Origin of the sequence: Micromonospora foliorum (assembly GCF_022229015.1) — a bacterium.
In the GTDB taxonomy this organism is placed as follows: Bacteria; Actinomycetota; Actinomycetes; order Mycobacteriales; family Micromonosporaceae; genus Micromonospora; species Micromonospora foliorum.
In genome coordinates, this window is record NZ_JAKKFF010000116.1 from 16725 (window position 1) to 37188 (window position 20464).

15 protein-coding genes and 1 pseudogene are annotated in these 20464 nt (G+C 72.3%); 8 read left to right on the forward strand and 8 right to left on the reverse strand.

Translation table 11 applies throughout. The annotated features are described in order from the left end of the window. The first annotated feature begins 45 nt into the window (after positions 1-45). Positions 46-363 (forward strand): antibiotic biosynthesis monooxygenase family protein, encoded by a 318-nt coding sequence (locus tag PSH25_RS10575; RefSeq protein WP_112584657.1) that lies wholly within the window; start codon positions 46-48, stop codon positions 361-363. 156 nt (positions 364-519) lie between these two features. Next, positions 520-1395, forward strand: coding sequence for an alpha/beta fold hydrolase (locus PSH25_RS10580; protein ID WP_238658866.1), 876 nt, complete (start codon positions 520-522; stop codon positions 1393-1395). A gap of 18 nt (positions 1396-1413) precedes the next feature. Here the strand turns inward: PSH25_RS10580 and PSH25_RS10585 are convergent, their stop codons facing one another. Together PSH25_RS10585 and PSH25_RS10590 are read right to left on the reverse strand one after the other, a co-directional pair. Then, a complete protein-coding gene (locus tag PSH25_RS10585) occupies positions 1414-2079 on the reverse strand; it encodes a class F sortase (protein ID WP_238658867.1) in 666 nt (221 codons plus the stop codon). A 190-nt stretch (positions 2080-2269) separates the two neighbouring features. Beyond that, a complete protein-coding gene (locus PSH25_RS10590; protein WP_238658895.1) occupies positions 2270-2971 on the reverse strand; it encodes a hypothetical protein in 702 nt (233 codons plus the stop codon). 130 nt (positions 2972-3101) lie between these two features. Here PSH25_RS10590 and trmB point away from each other — a divergent pair, with 130 nt between their 5' ends. From trmB to PSH25_RS10610, 4 genes are all read left to right on the forward strand, one after another. Then, complete coding sequence (gene trmB, locus PSH25_RS10595) at positions 3102-3809, forward strand: tRNA (guanosine(46)-N7)-methyltransferase TrmB (RefSeq protein ID WP_372492762.1); 708 nt, start codon at positions 3102-3104, stop codon at positions 3807-3809. A 112-nt stretch (positions 3810-3921) separates the two neighbouring features. Continuing rightward, on the forward strand, positions 3922-6435 hold the full coding sequence (locus PSH25_RS10600) for a DEAD/DEAH box helicase (protein ID WP_238658869.1): 2514 nt from the start codon (positions 3922-3924) through the stop codon (positions 6433-6435). Between the two features lie 798 nt (positions 6436-7233). Continuing rightward, a complete protein-coding gene (locus PSH25_RS10605) occupies positions 7234-7878 on the forward strand; it encodes a hypothetical protein (protein WP_238658870.1) in 645 nt (214 codons plus the stop codon). Positions 7879-8210: 332 nt separating this feature from the next. Then, positions 8211-9113 (forward strand): endonuclease domain-containing protein, encoded by a 903-nt coding sequence (locus PSH25_RS10610; RefSeq protein ID WP_238658872.1) that lies wholly within the window; start codon positions 8211-8213, stop codon positions 9111-9113. Positions 9114-9228: 115 nt separating this feature from the next. Here the strand turns inward: PSH25_RS10610 and PSH25_RS10615 are convergent, their stop codons facing one another. From PSH25_RS10615 to PSH25_RS10635, 5 genes and pseudogenes are all read right to left on the reverse strand, one after another. Beyond that, positions 9229-10176 (reverse strand): ABC transporter substrate-binding protein, encoded by a 948-nt coding sequence (locus tag PSH25_RS10615; RefSeq protein ID WP_238658873.1) that lies wholly within the window; start codon positions 10174-10176, stop codon positions 9229-9231. A gap of 230 nt (positions 10177-10406) precedes the next feature. Then, positions 10407-11177, reverse strand: a pseudogene (locus tag PSH25_RS10620) (ABC transporter ATP-binding protein); the annotation flags it as partial. A 19-nt stretch (positions 11178-11196) separates the two neighbouring features. Then, positions 11197-12270 carry a FecCD family ABC transporter permease gene (locus PSH25_RS10625; protein ID WP_238658877.1) on the reverse strand — a complete coding sequence of 358 codons (1074 nt, stop codon included), beginning with the start codon at positions 12268-12270 and terminating at the stop codon, positions 11197-11199. Beyond that, positions 12267-13313: a FecCD family ABC transporter permease gene (locus tag PSH25_RS10630; protein ID WP_238658879.1), complete on the reverse strand. Its 1047-nt coding sequence runs from the start codon at positions 13311-13313 to the stop codon at positions 12267-12269. The genes PSH25_RS10625 and PSH25_RS10630 overlap by 4 nt, the downstream gene beginning before the upstream one ends. Positions 13314-13373: 60 nt before the next feature. After that, a complete protein-coding gene (locus tag PSH25_RS10635) occupies positions 13374-15359 on the reverse strand; it encodes a multicopper oxidase family protein (protein WP_238658880.1) in 1986 nt (661 codons plus the stop codon). 118 nt (positions 15360-15477) lie between these two features. On the opposite strand from PSH25_RS10635, the gene PSH25_RS10640 reads away from it, so the two are divergent. Further along, the gene (locus PSH25_RS10640; RefSeq protein WP_238658882.1) at positions 15478-15837 is read left to right on the forward strand and encodes a YciI family protein; all 360 of its coding nucleotides are present in this window, start codon (positions 15478-15480) and stop codon (positions 15835-15837) included. Between the two features lie 14 nt (positions 15838-15851). Here the strand turns inward: PSH25_RS10640 and PSH25_RS10645 are convergent, their stop codons facing one another. Continuing rightward, entirely contained in the window at positions 15852-16244 is a 393-nt protein-coding gene (locus PSH25_RS10645; RefSeq protein ID WP_238658883.1) for a cytidine deaminase family protein, read from the reverse strand. 145 nt (positions 16245-16389) lie between these two features. Here PSH25_RS10645 and hrpA point away from each other — a divergent pair, with 145 nt between their 5' ends. Further along, a complete protein-coding gene (hrpA, locus tag PSH25_RS10650; RefSeq protein ID WP_238658884.1) occupies positions 16390-20454 on the forward strand; it encodes an ATP-dependent RNA helicase HrpA in 4065 nt (1354 codons plus the stop codon). The last annotated feature ends 10 nt before the right edge of the window (positions 20455-20464 follow it).

Consider the following 20464-nt stretch of genomic DNA (forward strand, 5'->3'; position numbering starts at 1 on the left):
CCCGGCTGCCGTCCCGGTGCCGCGCTCACTGGCTAGGGTGGGCAGATGGCAGTCGTGAAGATCAACGCAATCGACGTCCCGCCCGGTGGCGGCGCGGAGTTGGAGAAGCGGTTCGCCGCCCGGGCCGGCACGGTGGAGAACTCCCCCGGGTTCCTCGGCTTCGAACTGCTCCGCCCGGTGGCCGGCGAGACCCGCTACTTCGTCTACACGAAGTGGGAGAGCGAGGAGGCGTTCCAGGCGTGGGCCGCCGGCCCGTCACGCGCCGCCCACGCCACCGCCCCCGGCGACAAGCCCCGTCCCCCGGTCTCCACCGGCGCCAGCCTGCTGGAGTTCGAGGTGGCGCTGCACGTCCCCCAGCCCTAGCCGCGCCGAGGATCCCGCACCGCCGCCGAACCGGGCCGGGTCGGACGTTTCCGTTGATAGCGTCGAAGCGGCCCGAGCGGTAGCCGGCCACCATCGCCCTGCCCGCCGGCACCTGCCGTTCGCGCCGGGCGTCCCAGGAAGGTGCGGGGTCCGGCCATGTTCGACGGCTTCGAAGAGTTCGACATCGACACGCCCAGCGCGACGATCCACGGACGCCGGGGCGGGAGCGGGCCGCCCGTTCTGCTGCTGCACGGCATCCCCGAGACGCACCTCATGTGGCACCGGGTCGCGCCGCGGCTCGCCGAGAACTACACAGTCGTCGCCACCGACCTGCGGGGCTGGGGCGACAGCGGTAAACCGCCCAGCACCGCGGATCACGAGCCGTACAGCATGCGAGCCATCGCCCGCGACCAGGTCGAGGTGATGCGGAGTCTGGGCCACGAGCGGTTCCGACTCGTCGGCCACGATCGGGGGGCCCGCTGCGCGTACCGTCTCGCGCTGGACGAACCGGACGCCGTCACCCGGCTGGCCGTGATGGACGTCGTTCCCATCGGCGACGTCTACGACCGCGCCGACAAGACGTTCAGCCTCTCCTACTGGGTGTGGTCCTTCCTGGCGGCACCGGCGCCGGTGCCCGAGCAGTTCATCGACGCGGCGCCCGCGGTGCTCGTCGACTTCATGCTCGACACGTGGCCCGAGGTGAAGGACGCCTTTCCCGCCGAGGTCCGCGCGGCGTACGTCAAGCAGTTCAGCGACCCGGCCACGGTGCACGCGATCTGCGAGGAGTTCCGCGCCGCAGCGACGCTGGACTACCAGCAGGACGAGGCGGATCGCGGAATTCGCAGGATCGCCTGCCCGGTGCTGTTCCTGTGGAGCCAACACGGCCAGGTCGCGAAGCTCTACGACGACCCGCTCGCGATCTGGCGCGAGTGGGCCGACGACGTACGCGGCGAGCCGGTCCCGGTCGGGCACTTCATCCCGGAGGAAGCCCCCGACGAGACCGCCCGCCACCTCCTGGCCTTCCTGACCTGACGCGGGGCGGAGTCGGTCTCAGGACTTGCGGGAGGACTGGAGGGTGGCGAAGGCGATGACGTTGTCGGCGTAGCCGGTGCGGCCCCCGATGAACTGCCCGCCACAGGTGATCAACCGCAGCCCCGGCGGCCCGTCGTGGCCGTAGATCCGCTCGGCGGGCAACTGGTCCTTCGGGAAGTGCTCGACGGTGTCGACCCGGAACACCACCACCGACTCGTCCGCCCGGGCCACCTCGATCAGGTCGCCGGGGTGCAGCTTGCCGAGGTCGTAGAAGACCGACGGGCCGGTCTTCGTGTCCACGTGCCCGACGATCACCGCCGGGCCAGGCTCACCGGGTGTGGGGCCACGGTCGTACCAACCGGTCTCGTTGTGCCGTTCCAACGGCGGTACGGCGATCGAGCCGTCCCGCGCCTGCCCGACGGGTGCCACCGGCGCGGCCACCTTGATCGCCGGCACGCTGAGGCGCACCGGCCGACTGGCCGACAACCCGACCGACTCACTGCGGGCCGGCCGGTCACCGCCGGTCGGGGCCAGGTCGAACGGGCCGACCGAACGGCCCAGCCCCGCCCCGGTGGCGAAGACCCCGGCCAACACCAACACCACGGCCAACGGTACGGACCAGGGGCTGCGGCCGGAGGGACGGCTACGTCGGGGGGCGACGGCGGTCGGCGGGCGCGCGGCCACCGAGGGGCGCTCGGGATCCGAAGGGCGGTCGGGATCCCGCCGGCGCTGGGGATCCGGTGGGCGGTCCGAGCCCGGCCAACCGTCGTCCAGGTGCAGCCGAACATCATCGGGCGGCGAGGCGGGGCGGCCAGCGAGCGGCGGGCGTGAACCGGCCGGCGGCGGCGTGGGACGGAAGATCGTCATGGCGGGCTCAGCGACGCGGGGCGGCTCGGGGACGACGCAGCGCCATCACGGCGAGGATCAGCCCGGTGATGGTCAGTGCCGCGCCGCCGGGCAGCAGCAGCTTGCCGGTCATCCCGCCGGTGCTTCCACCGAAGCCGGTTGCCGGACCACGGCTGGGCTGGACGGGGACCTTCTTGACCACCTGAAGCATGGTCGAGGCGGTCTCGCCGTCGCGGCACTCCAACTTGACCCGGTAGTTACCGGGGCGGGTGCGCTCGCGCACCATCGGTGCCGCGGTGAGCACCCCGCCCTGCGGCTGCACGCCGACCGCCCCGAAGGCGTCGGAGACCACGGTGGCGCCCACCGAGTTGTCCCGACAACTGGCCCGGATGCCGACCAGATAGCCGGGCTGCACCGTGCTGGGGCTCACCTCGACGAAGATGTCCACCGACGGCGCCGGTTGCGGAGCGCCACCGGGTGGCCCTTCCGGCTGCGGCGCGGCCGCGACGGCCCGCTCGGGCACGGGCGCGACGGCAACAGCCTGCTCGGGCACGGCAAGAACGGCATCAGGCCGCTCGGGCAGGGGAAAACCGGCGACGGCAGGCTCGGATACGGCACGGGCAACGGCGGCAGGCTGAGGCGCGGCGAGGGCGGGCGCGGCGGCCAGCAGGGGGCCGGCGAACACGGCCACCAGCGACAGGGTCACGACGCCGCGGGTCACTGCCACGATGCCCCCTCTCGACGCCGTGCGGCCGGGTCGGCCAGTGGAGCGCCCGACCTGCCGTACCAGTTGGATCCTCTCATTTCCGGTCGCACATCACATCCGATCCGTCGGCGGCGTGGCGTACGCTCGGGTCGCTGTGACCGCCACCGACCATGAACCCGCCGTCCCGCCCGTGAGCCGGACGATCCGCACGTTCCACCCCCGCCGGGGTCGGATGAGCGACCGGCAGACCGACGCGCTGAGCCGGCTCTGGCCCGCGTACGGCCTGGATGTGCCGGACGGACCGGTCGTGCCCGTCGACCTTGCCGACCTGTTCGGTCGCCGGGCTCCCGTGGTGCTGGAGATCGGCTCGGGCATGGGCGACAGCACCGCTGCGATGGCCGCCGCCGACCCGGATCGAGATTATCTGGCGGTCGAGGTGCACACGCCGGGAATCGCCAACCTGCTCGACCTGGTGGAGCGCGGTGGCCTGCGGAATGTGCGGGTGGCGCAGGGCGACGCGTTGTCCCTGGTCAACGGCTTGCCCGAGGGCGTGTTGGACGCCGTGCACGTCTTCTTCCCGGACCCGTGGCCGAAGTCCCGCCACCACAAGCGGCGGATCATCCAGCCGGCGCACGTGGCGCTGCTGCGGTCCCGGCTGCGCTCCGGCGGCATGCTGCACTGTGCGACCGACTGGGCCGAGTACGCCGAGGCGATGCGGGAGACCCTGGACGCGGACCCGGAACTGGTGGACGCGTACGGCGGCTTCGCGCCGCGACCGGCGCACCGTCCGGTGACGAAGTTCGAACGGCGGGCGATCACGGCCGGTCGGCCGGTCGCCGACCTGCTGTACCGCCGACGGTGACCGGCGAAACGCCCGAACCGGAACACGGCGGCGCGTTCGGGACGCCCGGACGGGGGTCCGGTGCCGGCCGGGTTGGCGTACCGGGGCATGATCCAGGCACCATGGACAGGCTATGACGCTCACCGCCGCGCTGCCGACAAGCGCCGACCCCGACACCCTCTTCGACGCGTTCGCCGGCTGGGCGAAGGAGCGCGGCCTCGACCTCTACCCCCATCAGGAAGAGGCGGTCATCGAGATCGTCTCCGGCGCCAACCTGATCATGAACACGCCCACCGGCTCGGGGAAGAGCCTGGTGGCGATCGCCGCGCACTTCGCGGCCCTCGCCGACAGCCGTACGACCTTCTACACCGCGCCGATCAAGGCCCTGGTGTCGGAGAAGTTCTTCGCGCTCTGCGAGGTCTTCGGCGCCGAGAACGTCGGCATGCTCACCGGCGACGCCAGCGTCAACGCCGACGCCCCGATCATCTGCTGCACCGCGGAGATCCTGGCGAACCTGGCGCTGCGCGAGGGCACGAAGGCCGACGTCGGCCAGGTGATCATGGACGAGTTCCACTTCTACGCCGAGCCCGACCGGGGATGGGCGTGGCAGGTGCCGATCATCGAGCTGCCGCAGGCCCAGTTCATCCTGATGTCCGCCACCCTGGGGGACACCACCCGCTTCGTCGACGACCTGACCCGGCGCACCGGGCGGCCGACCGCCGTCGTGCGCACGGCGGAGCGGCCGGTCCCGCTCATCTTCTCGTACGCGATGACGCCGCTACACGAGACGCTTGAGGAGCTGCTGGAGACCAAGCAGGCCCCGGTGTACGTGGTGCACTTCACCCAGGCCGCCGCGCTGGAACGCGCCCAGGCGCTGACCAGCGTCAACGTCTGCACCCGCGCCGAGAAGGACATGATCGCCGAGGCGATCGGTGGTTTCCGGTTCACCGCCGGCTTCGGCAAGACGCTCTCCCGGTTGGTCCGGCACGGCATCGGCGTGCACCACGCCGGCATGCTGCCCAAGTACCGCCGCCTGGTGGAGACCCTCGCCCAGGCCGGCCTGCTCAAGGTCATCTGCGGCACCGACACCCTCGGCGTCGGCATCAACGTGCCGATCCGCACCGTGCTGTTCACCGGCCTGTCCAAGTACGACGGGGTCCGTACCCGGCTGCTCAAGAACCGGGAGTTCCACCAGATCGCCGGGCGGGCCGGCCGGGCCGGCTACGACACCATCGGCCGGGTCGTGGTGCAGGCCCCGGAGCACGTCATCGACAACGAGAAGGCCCTCGCGAAGGCCGGCGACGACCCGAAGAAGCGGCGCAAGGTGGTCCGCAAGAAGCCGCCGGAGGGCTCGATCGGTTGGGGCCAGCCCACCTTCGACCGACTCGTCGACGCCGAGCCGGAGCCGCTGACCTCCAGCTTCCAGGTCAGCCACTCGATGCTGCTCAACGTCATCGGCCGGCCCGGGGACGCGTTCACCGCGATGCGGCACCTGCTCACCGACAACCACGAGGAGCCCGCCGCGCAGCGCCGGCACATCCGCCGGGCGATCGCCATCTACCGGGCGCTGCGGGCCGGCGGGGTCGTGGAGGAGCTGCCCGAGCCGGACGAAACCGGCCGGCGGATCCGGCTCACCGTCGACCTCCAGCTCGACTTCGCCCTCAACCAGCCGCTCTCCCCCCTCGCGCTGGCCACCATCGAGCTGCTCGACGCCGAGTCCCCGTCGTACGCGCTCGATGTGCTGAGCGTCATCGAGTCGATCCTCGACGACCCGCGGCAGATCCTGTCCGCGCAGCAGTTCAAGGCGCGCGGCGAGGCGGTCGCCGCCATGAAGGCCGAGGGCATCGAGTACGAGGCGCGCCTCGAACTGCTCGACGAGGTGACCCACCCGAAGCCCCTGGCCGAGCTGCTGGACGCCGCGTACGAGATGTACCGGCAGGGGCACCCCTGGGTCGCCGACCACCAGCTCTCCCCCAAGGCCGTCGTCCGCGACATGTACGAGCGGGCCATGACCTTCACCGAGTACGTCCAGTTCTACGGGCTGACCCGCTCGGAGGGTCTCGTCCTGCGCTACCTGGCCGACGCGTACAAGACGCTGCGCCAGACCGTGCCCGAGGACGCCAAGACCGAGGAGCTGATCGACCTCATCGAGTGGTTGGGCGAGCTGGTCCGCCAGGTCGACTCCAGTCTCATCGACGAGTGGGAGCGGCTGCGCAACCCGTCCGACGTCGCCGAGGTGGCCCAGGCGCACGCCGCCCTGACGGACCGGCCGCCGGCGGTGACCCGTAACGCGCGGGCGTTCCGGGTGCTGGTGCGCAACGCGCTGTTCCGCCGCGTCGAGTTGGCCGCGCTACGCCGCTGGGACCTGCTCGCCGAGTTGGACGCCGAGGACGGCTGGGACTACGACGCGTGGGCCGACGCCCTGGCGCCGTACTTCGAGGAGTACGACTCGATCGGCGTCGGGCCGGACGCCCGAGGGCCGGCGCTGCTCATGATCGAGCAGGGGCGGGAACGGTGGACCGTCCGCCAGAGCTTCGACGACCCCAACGGCGACCACGACTGGGGCATCAGCGCCGAGATCGACCTGGTGGCCTCGGACGAGGTCGGGGCCGCGGTCGTGCGGATCACCGACGTCGGCCAGCTCTGACGTGTCTGCCCCCGACAGACCGTCGGGGGCCGACGGCCCGGGGCGGAAGAGCGCCGGGGTACGCCGGGCGGCCACGTCCTCGATCCAGCCGAACAGCAGCACCGCCCCGGCGGTCAGTAGGCACACCCCGGTCAGTCGCAGCGCGATCGAGGCCACCGAGTTGTACGGGAGCAGCGGTGCGAGCAGCAGGAACATCCCGAGGATGGCCGGGATGTGCCACAGGTAGATGGTGACCGCCCGGGCGTTGACCACCCGGAGCACGGTGCCCAGCGGCACCCGGCCGACGAGCCGGGGGCTGCACTCTCAGCAGCACGGCGACGAGGGCCATCGACCACAGTGTGGTGCCACCGGCGATGTGGTTGAGGTCGACGGCCCGGCCGGTCACCATGGCGGCCACCACCCACGTGCCGCCCGCTCCGGCGAGGCCGGCCACGAGGCAGCCGTACCAGCGCAACGGGACGCGGTGCAGCAGCCGATCGTGCGCCGTACCCCTGCTGCCAGGGATGACGACCCTGGACACATCACCAATGGTCACAACGCACAATAACGCCACAAGTCGGACAAGTTTTGCGGCATCGCGAACGCGAGTCTGGGAACGGTCCGTCCCCCGGGCGACTGTTCCTCTGATCAGCCGGCTTCCTCACCAGGCAAGCCGGCGTTGGCCCGCGACGCTCGCTCGAGCGGGCGATTCGCCCGGTTGCCAGGAGGCCGTCGACCCCCTCCAACTTCGCTGGGCAATGTCAGACCTGTCGATTAGAATGTATGTACTAATCAAGATCCTGACCTGGGAGGACGCCCGTGACCGCGCCCGCCTCCACGCCCCTCACCCCCTACGCCACACTGCTCGGTTTCACCCGCTACGTCGACCGCACCGGCCCCACCAAGGCGACCTTCGTCGGGGGGTTGCGCAAGCAACGCGCCAGCCGGTCCGGCTTCAACCCGCACGGCCAGTTCGTCAAGGCGCTCAAGGCCGACATCGCCTTCCACACCGGCGGCACGCACCTGGCCGGGGTGGTCGACATCGTCAAGCCACGGTGGCGCCCGCTCTACCAGGCGCTCGTCCCCGGCGCCACGAGCTGGCTGCACTCCCTCGGCGAGCCGGCCGCCATCGATCTCGCCCAGACCCGCGACGCCCTGGCCATGCTGGGCGACCTGCCCGTCAAGATCAACCCCCATTTCGGGGTACGCCACGCCGACGGCCGCGCCGAAGCGGTCCGCCTGCACTTCGACGAGGCCCCACCGAGCGAGGAGTCGGTGCTCGCCACCCTGCACCTGATGGCCCGACACATGGACGCGGTGCTCCCGCACGCCGAGCCGGTCCTGGTCGACGTCCGCCGCGGCCAGGCCCACCGCATGCCCACCGACGCCAAGCCCGACCAGATCGAACGATGGCTCTCCGGCGAAGCCGCCGCCTTCCGCGCCATCTGGTCCACCGCCGCCTAACCCACCCCAAGACGTAACGCCTCCAGTCCCTCCGCCCTCCACGCCTCCAGGCTCCACGCTCTCAAGGCCCTCAAGGCCCTCAAGGCCCTCAAGGCCCTCCAGGCCCTCCGCCCTCCACGCCCTCTGCGCTCCACGCGCTCCACGCGCTTCGCACGCCCGCCCGGCAAGATCGCGCTTGATCCAGGATGTAGTGGCCTCTGCTTCTCGGGAGGCCACTACATCCATGTTCGAGCGCGATCATGGGGACAACGGCGCGCATTGGCGCCGGTGCGGTGACGGCGGTTATCCACAGGGGCAGCGGGACGGGAAGGGGTTCGGCCAGCCTGAGGTCCATGCCGAAAGTTCCTCGTCGGCCGCCGCAGTTGCGGGGTCGGGTCTTCCGTGGCTCGACCGCCGTCTCGCGAGGCCTACTGACCCGCAATGACCTCCGCAGCTCGGCGTGGCGACCGCTCTTCCGCGACGTCTACGCAGACGCCCAGGTCACAGTCACCCACACCATCAGATGCACCGCCGTCGGACGCTGGCTGGTCCCGCGCGACGCCGCCATCGCAGGGCGCGCTGCCGCCGGCCTGTTCGGCTGTGTGAAGCCGAGCGCGAGCGAGCCGGTCGACGTCCTCGTTCCCGCCACCACCCGGATCGGCCCGACCGCCGGCATCCGGGTCCACCACGCCGACATCGACCCCGGCGACACCGTGGACCGGGCCGGGGTCACGGTGACCAGCCCGGCGCGTACCTGCTGGGACCTGGCCCGTTGGCTCGACGTGGTCGAGGCCGTGGTCGTCATCGACGCCATGCTGGCCAGCCGGCTGACGACCGTGCCAGCCCTGCGCGAGTACTCGCTGAGCCGGGCCGGTCGGCGCGGCTGGCGGTCGCTGCTACGTGCGGTCGACCTGGCCGACGCGGGCGCGGAGTCCCCCCAGGAGTCCCGGACCCGGGTGCGGTTGGTGCTCGCCGGCCTGCCGAGGCCGGAGACGCAGTGGGTCGTGGCGGAGCAGGGCCGGTTCGTGGCCCGGCTGGACCTGGCCTGGCCGCAGTTCAAGGTGGCGGTGGAGTACGACGGGCTCTGGCACGACGACCCCGAGCAGTTCCATCGGGACCGCCAACGCCTCAACCGACTGCTCGGCGGCGACTGGATCGTGCTGCACGTGACCGCCAAGCGCCTCCGGGACGACTTCGACGGGTTCCTCGCCGAGGTCCGAGCCGCCCTACGGGCACGCTCGCGCTCCCCCCGGTGACGATGATCGTGCTCGAACATGGAAGTAGTGGCCTCCCTGGACGAGGAGACCACTACTTCCTGGATCGAGCACGATCATGAGCGAGCGCGCGGGGCGCGGACGTGCGCGGGGTGGGTCAGGCGGCGGGGAGGTACTTGGTCAGGTCGTCGAGGATCTTGTTGGCGGCGCCGACGCCGATGCCGGTCATCCAGACCTCGTCGGAGACGGGGTACGCCTTGCCGGCCTTGACCGCGTTGAGGCCCTTCCAGAGCGTGCCGCCAGCGACCTTGGTCTGCTCGGCGGCGGCCTTGTCGCCGTACGCGGTCACGAAGATGACGTCACCGTCGACCTCGTTGATCCGCTCGGGGCTGACCAGGTCGAAGCGCTTGTCCTCCTTGTTGGCGAGCAGCTGCCGCTCGGGGCGGCCCAGACCGGTGTCGCCGATGACGATGCCGGAGAACGAGTCCGGGCCGTACACCCGGATGTTGCCGGGCAGGAACCGCACGATCGACACCTTGCGCGCGGCGGCGTCGCCGAGCGTCGCGCCGAAGTCCTTGGCCCGCTTCTCGTACGTGGCGAGCAGATCCTTAGCCTGCTGCTCACGGCCGAGCGCCTTGCCGTCGAGGAGGAGGTTGTCCTTCCAGGTGATGCCCACCTTCTCGGTGAACACGGTCGGCGCGATGGCGGCCAGTTCGTCGTAGAACTTCTCCTGACGGAACTTGCTGCCGAGGATGAGGTCCGGCTTCAGCGCGTTGATCGCCTCCAGGTCGGGCTCGGTGAGCACCCCGACCTCCTTGATGCCGGCGAGCTTGTCCGCACCGAAGTACGTCGGCCAACTCTTCGCCTCACCGGCGGTGGCGGCGCCGACGGGCGTGATGCCCAGCGAGAGCGCCGTGTCGATCTTGTCGGTGTCGAGCACGACGACGCGCTTGGGCTCGGCCGGGACCTTGGTGGTGCCCATGGCGTGGGTGATTTCCCGGGTCTCCCCGGTGGTGGTACCGGCGACCGGGTCGCTCTCACCGCAGGCGGTGAGTCCGGCGCCGAGGGCGGCGGCCGCGGCGAGAGCGGCGACGAGACGACGCATCAGAGTCCTTTCGAGGGGTACGAGCCGGCGAGCGGGTTGGCCGCGTCGCCGGTGGCGGGTCGGGCGTCCGGTACGGACGCCGTCGAGGAAGTGGGTTCTCCGGCAGCAGCGGACGCATCGCCCGGGCCACCATCGCCACCTGGCGAAGCGACCGCGCCGCCAGACGCGGCAGCGGCAGCCGGAGCCGCAGCGGCAGCCGGAGCCGGAGCCGGAGCCGGAGCGTTGCCGCCGGTGTACGCGGGCACCACCAGCGGTGCGCCGGTCACCGGGCAGGGCACGACCACGCAGGCCAGCCCGAAGACGTCGCGGACCAGGTCGGCGGTGAGGATCTCCCGGGGTGGTCCGGCGGCGACCACTGCGCCGGCACGCATGGCGACCAGGTGGTCGGCGTAGCGGGCGGCCTGGTTCAGGTCGTGCAGCACGGCGACCACGGTGCGGCCCCGCTCGGAGCGCAGTCGGTGCAGGAGGTCCAGCACCTCCACCTGGTGGGCCAGGTCGAGGAAGGTGGTCGGCTCGTCCAGCAGCAGGGCGTCGGTGTCCTGGGCGAGGGTCATGGCGATCCACACCCGTTGCCGCTGACCACCGGAGAGGCTGTCCACCGGCCGGTCGGCCAGGTCGGTGACGTCGGCGAGGGCCATCGCCTGGTCCACCGCCGCGCCGTCCTCCGCCGACCACTGCCGCCACCACCGCTGGTAGGGCTGTCGGCCGCGTCCGACCAGGTCTGCCACCGTGACGCCCTCGGGCACCAGTGGGCTCTGCGGCAGGACGCCGAGGCGCCGGGCGACCTCCCGGGTCGGCAGGTCGCGGATGGCGGTGCCGTCCAGCAGCACCGTGCCTCGGCGAGGGGTGAGCAACCGGGCCATCGTGCGCAGCAGGGTGGACTTGCCGCACGCGTTGGGTCCGACGATCACGGTGAACGCGTCGGTGGGCAGGTCGAGGTCGAGCCCGTCCAGCACGGTCCGCTCGTCGTAGCCGGCGACCAGGTCGCGGGTGGAGAGCATCACACGACTCCTTGAGGCTTCACGACGACCGCCGCCGGCCGCGCAGCAGCAGGAAGATCAGGTACGGCCCGCCGATCGCGGCGGTCAGCACACCGGCGGGTAGTTGAGTGGGTGCGAACAGCCGCCGGCCGGCCAGGTCGGCCAGCACCAGCAGGAGGGCGCCGAGCAGCGCCGCGCAGACCAGCGGTGGTCGTTCGGCGCGTACCAGTCGTCGGGCCACCTGCGGGGCGACCAGCGCCACGAAGTCGACGGCGCCGACCTGGGCGGTGACCATGGCGGCGACGAGTACGCCGGTGCCGGCGAGGCCGATCCGGCGGGCCACCGGGCGCAGCCCGACGCCCCGGGCGGTGTCGTCGTCCAGGGCGGTGCTGTTCAGCGCCCAGCCGGCCCAGGCCAGCACCGGCAGCAGCACCAGCAGCGTGCCGGCGATCCAGGCGGCCTCGGTCCAGCCCTTGCCGGCCAGGGTGCCGATCAGCCAGATCTGCGCGCGTAGCCCGTCGATCGGGTCGGCGGTGAGCATGACCACCTCGGTGAGCGCCCGGAAGCCGAACGCGACCGCCACCCCGGCGAGCACGAACCGCTGCGCGGCCAGCCCGTGCCGGGCGCCGAGGGCGAACAGCAGCACCGCAGCGAGCAGCCCGCCCACCAGCGCGGTGGGTGCCACCAGCGCCGCGGCCATTCCGGTGGTCAGGGCCACGGTCGCGGCGAGGCCGGCGCCCTGGGTGATGCCGATGACGTCCGGGCTGGCGAGCGGGTTGCGGGCCACGCTCTGGATCAGCGTGCCGGCCACGCCGAACGCGGCGCCGGCCACGGCCGCCAGCACGACCCGCGGCAGCCGAAGATCAAAAACCACGAGGTCGTACGGAGTGCCGGCACCGGAGAGGGCACGCAGCACGTCGGCCGGGGCGACGTACGGGGTGCCGAGCGAGAGGCTGAGCACGACGGCCAGCAGGAGCAGCACGGTCAGCACGGCGGCCACCAGCACCGCGCGACGGCGGATCAGGAGGCTGACCGGGCCGATCCGCAGCAGCGACCGCCCGGGCAGCCGAGCCGCGTCGGCAGCAGGCGAGTCTGGGCGGCGGGTCGTGGTCACGCGGTCACCACCCGGGCGCGGCGGACCAGCACGGCCAGCAGTGGCGCACCGATCAGCGCGGTGACGATGCCGGCGGGGACCTCGCCAGGCGGGGCGACGAGTCGACCGACGATGTCGGCGGCGAGCAGCAGCGCCGGCCCGAGCAGGGCGGAGACGGCGAGGGTCCAGCGGTGGTCCGCGCCGACCAGGGCGCGCGCCAGGTGCGGCACGGCCAGTCCGACGAACGCGACCGGTCCGGCGGCGGCCACTGCGGCACCGGTGAGCAACACAGCGGCGAGGCCACCACCGAGGCGGACCAGGCCGATCCGGTGGCCGAGTCCACGGGCCACGTCGTCGCCGAGGGCCAGCGCGTCCAGCCCTCGGGCCACCAGGGCGGCCAGCACCAACCCGGTGAGGACGAAGGGCAGCACCTGCGCGGCGACCGACAGGTCCCGTCCGGCCAGCCCGCCGACCACCCAGAAGCGGTATTCCTCGAAGGTGCGGGCGTCGATGCTGAGCAGCGCGTACACCCCGGAGGCCAGGCTGGCGTCGAGCGCCGCGCCGACCAGCGCGAGGGTGACCGGGCTGGCGCCCTCGCGGGCGCGGGTGGCGATGGCGAAGACCAGCAGCCCGGCGATCAGGGCCCCGGCGATGCCGAACCAGACGTACCCGGCGAGCGTGCCGACGCCGAAGACGGAGATCGCGAGCACCACCCCGAACGACGCGCCCGCGCTGATGCCCAGGATCCGCGGCTCGGCGAGGGGGTTGCGGGTGAGCGCCTGGAACAGCACGCCCGCCACGGCGAGCGCGAGCCCGACAGCGAGGCCGAGCGCGGTCCGCGGCATCCGCAGCTCACGGACGATGGTGCTGGCGTCGCCGCCGTCCGGCGCGACGAGCGCGTGCCAGACCTGGTCGACGCCGAGTTGCCGGCTGCCGAGCGCGAAGCTGGCCAGCACGGTGAGCAGCAGCACCAGCGCGGCCCCGACGGTGACGGCCACCCGGCGGCCGGTGCGGGTGCCGGTCCGGTTGCGGGCCGAGGTCGGCCGGGTGGCGAGGGTGGTCACGAGTCTCCTGCACGTTCACGCTTAGGTTCGCCTAACCTTAGCCGAGCTGCGGAAAGGGGCCTAACCGGCGTCTGTCGATGCCGTCCCGGGTCCCCCGGGCCCGGCCGACGGGCCACCGTCCCCGCTCGACGAGCCACCGTCCCCGGCCGCCGCGCCACCGCGCGGCAGCACGTTCAGTGGTCGCATCATCTCGTTGTCCTCGTGCTCCAGCAGGTGGCAGTGCCAGGCGTACCGACCCGGCAGGTCGAAGTGCGCCTTGATCCGGGTCACCTCCCACGGGTACGCGAGCACCGTGTCCATCCACCCCCGCTCCCCCGGCCCGGGCTGCGCCCTGCCCGAGTGCCCCCGGCCGAGCAGCTCGAACTGGACCTGGTGCAGGTGGACCGGATGCACGTGCCGGGTGAAGTTGCGCACCTCCCAGACCTCGGTGTCGCCGAGGGTGGGCTGCTCGGTCACCGGGTCGCTCCAGCGCAACGGCCGGCCCCGGCCACGCTCGTCGAGGACGCCGAGCAGCATGGTCGTCCCGCCCGACCCGCCGGAGCTCCGCTCGTTGAGCGACAACCGGCGGACCCGCTGGGCCGAGCCGAGCCGAGGGTGTGGCGGCAGCCGCAGCTGCTCCGGTGGCACGCTCGGGTCCGCGCCGGCCGCGTCGGTGACCACGAAGCGGAGCACCTGCCCGGTGGTGTGCGGGTCGGCCGGGTCGAAGTCCACCCCGGGCCGACCGCCGCCGTACGACCAGTCGGGTCCCTCGTTGACGAGGTACAGCTCGGTGCCGGCCGGCACGTCGGTGAAGTCGACGATCGCGTCGACCCGCTGGGCCGGGCCGAGGGTCACCCGTTCGTGCGGCACCGGCTCGGGCAGGAGACCGCCGTCGCTGCCGATCTGCCAGACCGGCAGGACCGGCCGGGCCGGCCGCGCGGTGGCGTGGGCGGCCACGCTGAGCAGCAGGAACCGGCTGTTGCAGCCGTTGAGCAACCGGAACCGGTAGCGCCGACGCTGGACCGTCAACGTGGGCCAGGTGCGGCCGTTGACCACGATGGCGGAGCCGGAGAACCCCGACGCCCACAGCGGTGGCACGTCGTCGTGCGACGAGCGCCCGTCCGGGTAGAGCAGATCGCCGTCGACGGTGAAGCTGCGGTCCTGGATCAGCAGCGGAATGTCGTGGTACCGGGCGTGCGGCGGATCGTCGCGGCCCGGCGCCGGGCCGGGCAGTACACCGTCGGGCAGGTCGTCCCCGCCGCCGAGCAGGTAGAACCCGGCCGGTCCGGCGTAGACGTTCTCCCGGGTGAGCCCCAGCGTGTGGTCGTGGTACCAGAGGGTGCAGGACCGCTGGTCGTTCGCGTACTCGAAGGTGGCCGAGCCCGGTGCCCAGCGCAGGCCGGAACCCTCGGCGAAGCGGGACCGGAACTCGCGGTACGCGCTGCCGGTCACCGCGAAGTCGGGCGGCAGGTCGCGGGTGACCGGCAGGTACCACGCCTCGGAGTGTCCGTCGCTCTCCTGCGTGCTGTGCCCACCGTGCAGGTGCACCACCTGGGGCACCGGGCCGCGGTACCCCCGGGGGTCGCCGTCCCAGTGACCGTGCCGGTCCCGGCCCGCCGATCCGCCCGGCGGGTTGGCCCAGTGCAGGGTGGGGTCCACCGGCAGCAGGTGCGGCAGGTGGTCGCCCCGATGGTCGACGAGCTGGTTGACCCAGGTCACCCGCACCGGGCGGCCCACCCGCGCCATGATGGTGGGCGCCGGGTAGCCGAAGCTTCCGGGGTGGGCGGTGGAGCCGTAGCCCCACACGGTGGTGCGCGGCCACGACGGCGGCAGGATCTGCTGGCGAAACTGCCGTACCGCGATCACGTACTCGTCCCGCTCCGGGCCGGTCGCCACCGCCGGCATGGCCGGTGGGATCCGCAGCGGCGTGACGTACTTCGGGATCTCGCCGGCGTCCAGTGGTGCCGCCGCGGCGAGCGCCCGGCCCGACGCCGTCCCGCCGGCCGGGACCAGAACCGCCGCGCCGCCGACGGCACTGGCCGCGAGCAGTTGTCGTCTGCTGACCATGCCGCACCTCCCAATCGCAGCGAACCCCGATTCGAGAATGAGATTCGCAGACGATGACAGGGCGGACAGATGGCAGATGACACCCAGAAGAGGAAGATTCGCACCATAGGGTGTGGGCATGCGATTCGACCAGCACACGGTCGTCCTGCTGACCCGGCCGTCGGATCCGCCGGAGCTGCCGCAGGACGCGATCGACCGGCTGCGGGACGCGCATCTGGCCCACCAGGCGGGCCTCGTGCAGCAGGGGCTGGTGCTCGCGGCCGGGCCGTTCCTGCACCCCGACGACGAGCAACTGCGGGGCTTCGTGGTGCTCTCCATCGCCCCGGACGAGGCACGCGCGCTCTTCGCCAACGACCCCGCCGTGCGGGCCGGTCGGCTGGTCGCGCGGGTCACGTCGTGGCTGCTCCCGGAGGGCAACCTGCGCTTCGAGAGCGTGCCGGTGCCGCAGTCGATGCTGGAGGCGGCCTCCGGAGACTGACTCGGGGGCCCCGGTCAGCCGGCCGAGCCGCTACCGGCCTCCGCCGGCAACTCCCTGAGCGGGACCACCCGCAGGGCGTCCGTCGGGCCGACGATCACCCGCAGTTGCGGGAAGTAGTCCCGCAGCACCTGCTGGCACCGGTCACAGGGCGCGACGATCTCGCGGCCACGGTCGGCGACCGTGACGATCGTCTCCAGTACGGTGACGCCCTGCGTCGCGGCCGTGCCGATCACGACCAGCTCGGCGCAGGCCCCTCCGGTGGCGTGCTGGACGTTCACGCCGGAGAAGACCCGCCCGTCCGCGGTCCGGGCCGCCGACGCGACCGTGTGGTGCTGGCTGCGACAGCGCAGCTTGGAGACCGCCATGGCGGCCTGCACCAACGCGCGGTCGGTGTCGCGCATCTCCATCCCGGCTCCCCCAGCGCTCGACGTCGGCCGCCAACTCTAGGGCCCTGCTCGTGGCCGTCCAGGGACGGGAGGTGGCCTTCGAAGAGCCGGCCGCTCGGTAACCCAGGGGCGGTGCGCCGTCGGGCTGCCTATCCTTGGGCACGACATGCAGAATCCAACCGCCTCCGTCGCGTCCGACCCCGTTCGCGAGCTGCACCGCCGCCTCACACCTCTGATGTTCCGCGACCAGCGCCGGCTCCAGCGGCGGCTGGACGGTGCCCGCAAGCTGCGCGACCCGCAGCGGCGGGAGGCGGCGCTGACCGAGATCACCGCCGACCTGGTCCGGGCCGAGCAGCGGCTCGCCGCCCGCCAGGCGGCAGTCCCCGTGATCACGTACCCGGTGGGGCTGCCGGTCAGTGAGCGCAAGGACGACATCGCCGCCGCCATCCTTGATCACCAGGTGGTGATCGTGGCGGGCGAGACCGGCTCCGGCAAGACCACCCAGATCCCCAAGATCTGTCTGGAGTTGGGGCGCGGGGTGCACGGCCTGATCGGGCACACCCAGCCCCGGCGGTTGGCCGCCCGGACGGTGGCCGACCGGATCGCCGACGAGCTGGGCACCGAGTTGGGCGACGTGGTCGGCTACAAGGTGCGCTTCACCGACCAGGTCAGCGAGCGCAGCCTGGTGAAGCTGATGACCGACGGCATCCTGCTGGCCGAGTTGCAGACCGACCGGATGCTGCGCCAGTACGACACGTTGATCATCGACGAGGCGCACGAGCGCAGCCTCAACATCGACTTCATCCTCGGGTACCTGCGGGAGCTGCTGCCCCGCCGACCCGACCTCAAGGTGATCATCACCTCGGCGACCATCGAGACCGACCGGTTCGCCCGGCACTTCGCCGGCCCGCCGACCGCCGACGAGCCGGAGGGCGTGCCCGCGCCGGTGGTCGAGGTGTCCGGGCGTACCTACCCGGTGGAGGTGCGCTACCGACCCCTCGTCGAGCTGGCCGAGGGCGAGGAGGACGGCGACGGCGACGAGGAGAACGTCCGCGACCAGATCCAGGCGATTGGCGACGCCGTCGAGGAGCTGGCCGCCGAGGGCCCCGGCGACATCCTGGTCTTCCTCAGCGGTGAGCGGGAGATCCGGGACACCGCCGACGCGCTGGGCAAGCTGGTGCAGAAGAAACGCTCGCTGCTCGGCACCGAGATCCTGCCGCTGTACGCGCGGCTGTCCAGCGCCGAGCAGCACCGGGTCTTCGCCGCGCACTCGTCGCGCCGGGTGGTGCTCGCCACAAACGTCGCGGAGACCTCGCTGACCGTGCCCGGCATCAAGTACGTGGTGGACCCGGGGACCGCCCGCATCTCCCGCTACTCCAGCCGGCTGAAGGTGCAGCGGCTGCCGATCGAGCCGATCTCCCAGGCCTCGGCCAACCAGCGCAAGGGCCGCTGCGGTCGTACGTCGGACGGCATCTGCATCCGCCTCTACGACGAGCAGGACTTCCTGTCCCGGCCCGAGTTCACCGACCCGGAGATCCTGCGGACCAACCTGGCGTCGGTCATCCTCCAGATGACCGCGATCGGGCTCGGCGACCTCGCCGCGTTCCCGTTCATCGACCCGCCGGACAAGCGCAACATCGCCGACGGCGTCAACCTGCTGCACGAGCTGGGCGCGTTGGACCCGACCGAGGCCGACCCGGCGAAGCGGCTCACCGCGCTCGGCCGGCGGCTGGCGCAGTTGCCTGTCGACCCGCGGCTGGCCCGGATGGTGGTCGAGGGCGAACGCAACGGTTGCGCCACCGAGGTGCTGGTGATCGCCGCCGCGCTCTCCATCCAGGACCCGCGCGAGCGGCCGGCGGAGAAGCAGGCCCAGGCGGACCAGGCGCACGCCCGGTTCGCCGACAAGGAGTCGGACTTCGTCGCCTTCCTCAATCTGTGGCGTTACCTGCGTGAGCAGCAGCGGGAGCTGTCCTCCAGCGCGTTCCGCCGGATGTGCAAGGCGGAGTACCTGAACTACCTGCGCATCCGCGAGTGGCAGGACATCGTCAGCCAACTGCGGCAGGTGCTGCGTACCCCGCAGGAGGGCGACCGGCGTGGTGGGCGGCCGGCGCGTGACGCCGAGGGTGACGCGGACGCCGGCCGGGGCCGCCGGGGTGGCGCGGACCTGCCGGAGGAGATCGACACCCCGAAGGTGCACCAGTCGCTGCTACCCGGTCTGCTGTCGCACATCGGCCTGAAGGACGCCCAGAAGCACGAGTACCTGGGCGCGCGGGGCGCGAAGTTCGGGCTCTTCCCCGGGTCGGCGTTGTTCAAGAAGCCGCCGCGCTGGGTGATGGCCGCCGAGCTGGTGGAGACCTCCCGGCTGTGGGGTCGCATCGCCGGCCGGGTCGAGCCGGAGTGGGTCGAGCCGCTGGCGCAGCACCTGGTCAAGCGCAGCTACAGCGAGCCGCACTGGGAGAAGAAGCAGGCCGCGGTGATGGCCTACGAGAAGGTCACCCTGTACGGCGTCCCGCTGGTCAGCTCCCGCAAGGTCAACTTCGGGCGGATCGACCCGACGCTGAGTCGGGAGCTGTTCATCCGGCACGCCCTGGTCGAGGGCGACTGGCAGACCCACCACCAGTTCTGGACGGACAACAAGCGGCTGCTCGCCGAGATCGAGGAGCTGGAGAGCCGGGCCCGGCGCCGGGACATCCTGGTCGACGACGAGACCATCTTCGGCTTCTACGACCAGCGGATCCCGGCCGACGTGTCCTCCGGGCGGCACTTCGACAGCTGGTGGAAGAAGGCTCGCCGCGAGCAACCCGACCTGCTCACCTTCACCCGCGACCTGCTGATCAACGACGGCCGGCCGGGGGTGGACGAGGACGACTACCCGGACGAGTGGCAGGCCGACGGGGTGAGCCTGCCGCTGACCTACCGGTTCGAGCCGGGCACGCCGGACGACGGCGTCACCGTGGACATCCCGCTGCCGCTGCTCAACCAGGTGCCGGCGGAGACCTTCGACTGGCAGGTGCCGGGGCTGCGCGAGGAGACGGTGATCGCGCTGATCCGCTCGCTGCCGAAGGCGATCCGCCGCAACTTCGTCCCGGTGCCGGACTACGCCCGGGCCGCCCTGGCGGCGATCACCCCCGGCGAGGAGTCGCTGCTGGACGCGCTCACCCGCCAGCTGCGCCGGATGACCGGGGTGACCGTGCCCCGGGACGCCTGGGAGCCGGCCAAGCTGCCGGCGCATTTGCGGGTGACCTTCCGGGTCCTCGGCGACGACGAGAAGCCGGTCGCCGAGGGCAAGGACCTGCCGGCCCTGCAACGCCAACTCCGCCAGGAGGTACGCCAGGTGGTGGCGGCCGCCGCGCCGGAGGTGGCCCGTACCGGGCTGCGGGAGTGGAGCATCGGCACGCTGCCCCGGACCATCGAGCAGGTCCGCGCCGGTTACGCGGTCACCGCGTACCCGGCGCTCGTCGACGAGGGCGCCACGGTCGGGGTGAGGGTGTTCGACTCCCCCGCCGAGGCGGACGCGGCGCACTGGGCCGGCACCCGCCGGCTGCTGCGGCTCACCGTGCCGTCCCCGGCGCGGTTCCTGCAGGGGCGGCTGGACAACGAGGCGAAGCTGGCGTTGAGCCGCAACCCGCACGGCGGCGTGCAGGAGCTGATCGAGGACGCGGCGGGCGCGGCCATCGACCGGCTGATCGGTGTGGCCGGCGGGCCGGCGTGGGACGCCGACGGCTTCGCGGCCCTGCGCGAGAAGGTCCGCGCCGACCTGGTCGACACCGTCGTCGAGGTGATGGACCGGGTCCGCAAGGTCCTCGCCGCCGCGTACGCCGTCGAGCAGCGGCTCGGCGCGACCCGCAACCTCGCCGTGGTGGCGGCGCTGGCCGACATCCGCAGCCAGCTCGCCGGGCTGGTGCACGCCGGTTTCATCACCGAGACCGGGTACGCCCGGCTGCCCGACCTGCTGCGCTACCTGACCGCCATCGAGCGTCGACTGGACCGGCTGGGCGGCAACCCGCAGCGGGACCGTCAGCAGCAGGACCGGATCGCGGTGGTGCAGAAGGAGTACGCCGACCTGCTCGCCAACCTGGCGCCGGCCCGCCGCCAGGAGACGGCCGTCCGGCAGATCCGCTGGATGATCGAGGAGCTGCGGGTGAACGTCTTCGCCCAGGCGCTGGGCACCCCGTACCCCGTCTCGGAGCAGCGGATCTACCGGGCGATGGACGACGCCGAGGGCCGCTGAGCGACCGCCC

Excerpts from the sequence above, each read along its gene's own strand:
- PSH25_RS10575 (WP_112584657.1), top strand. The coding sequence starts at position 46 with ATGGCAGTCGTGAAGATCAACGCAATCGACGTCCCGCCCGGTGGCGGC.
- PSH25_RS10580 (WP_238658866.1), top strand. The coding sequence starts at position 520 with ATGTTCGACGGCTTCGAAGAGTTCGACATCGACACGCCCAGCGCGACG.
- PSH25_RS10600 (WP_238658869.1), top strand. The coding sequence starts at position 3,922 with ATGACGCTCACCGCCGCGCTGCCGACAAGCGCCGACCCCGACACCCTC.
- PSH25_RS10610 (WP_238658872.1), top strand. The coding sequence starts at position 8,211 with ATGCCGAAAGTTCCTCGTCGGCCGCCGCAGTTGCGGGGTCGGGTCTTC.
- PSH25_RS10615 (WP_238658873.1), bottom strand. The coding sequence starts at position 10,176 with ATGCGTCGTCTCGTCGCCGCTCTCGCCGCGGCCGCCGCCCTCGGCGCC.
- PSH25_RS10635 (WP_238658880.1), bottom strand. The coding sequence starts at position 15,359 with ATGGTCAGCAGACGACAACTGCTCGCGGCCAGTGCCGTCGGCGGCGCG.
- PSH25_RS10640 (WP_238658882.1), top strand. The coding sequence starts at position 15,478 with ATGCGATTCGACCAGCACACGGTCGTCCTGCTGACCCGGCCGTCGGAT.
- PSH25_RS10645 (WP_238658883.1), bottom strand. The coding sequence starts at position 16,244 with ATGGAGATGCGCGACACCGACCGCGCGTTGGTGCAGGCCGCCATGGCG.
- hrpA (WP_238658884.1), top strand. The coding sequence starts at position 16,390 with ATGCAGAATCCAACCGCCTCCGTCGCGTCCGACCCCGTTCGCGAGCTG.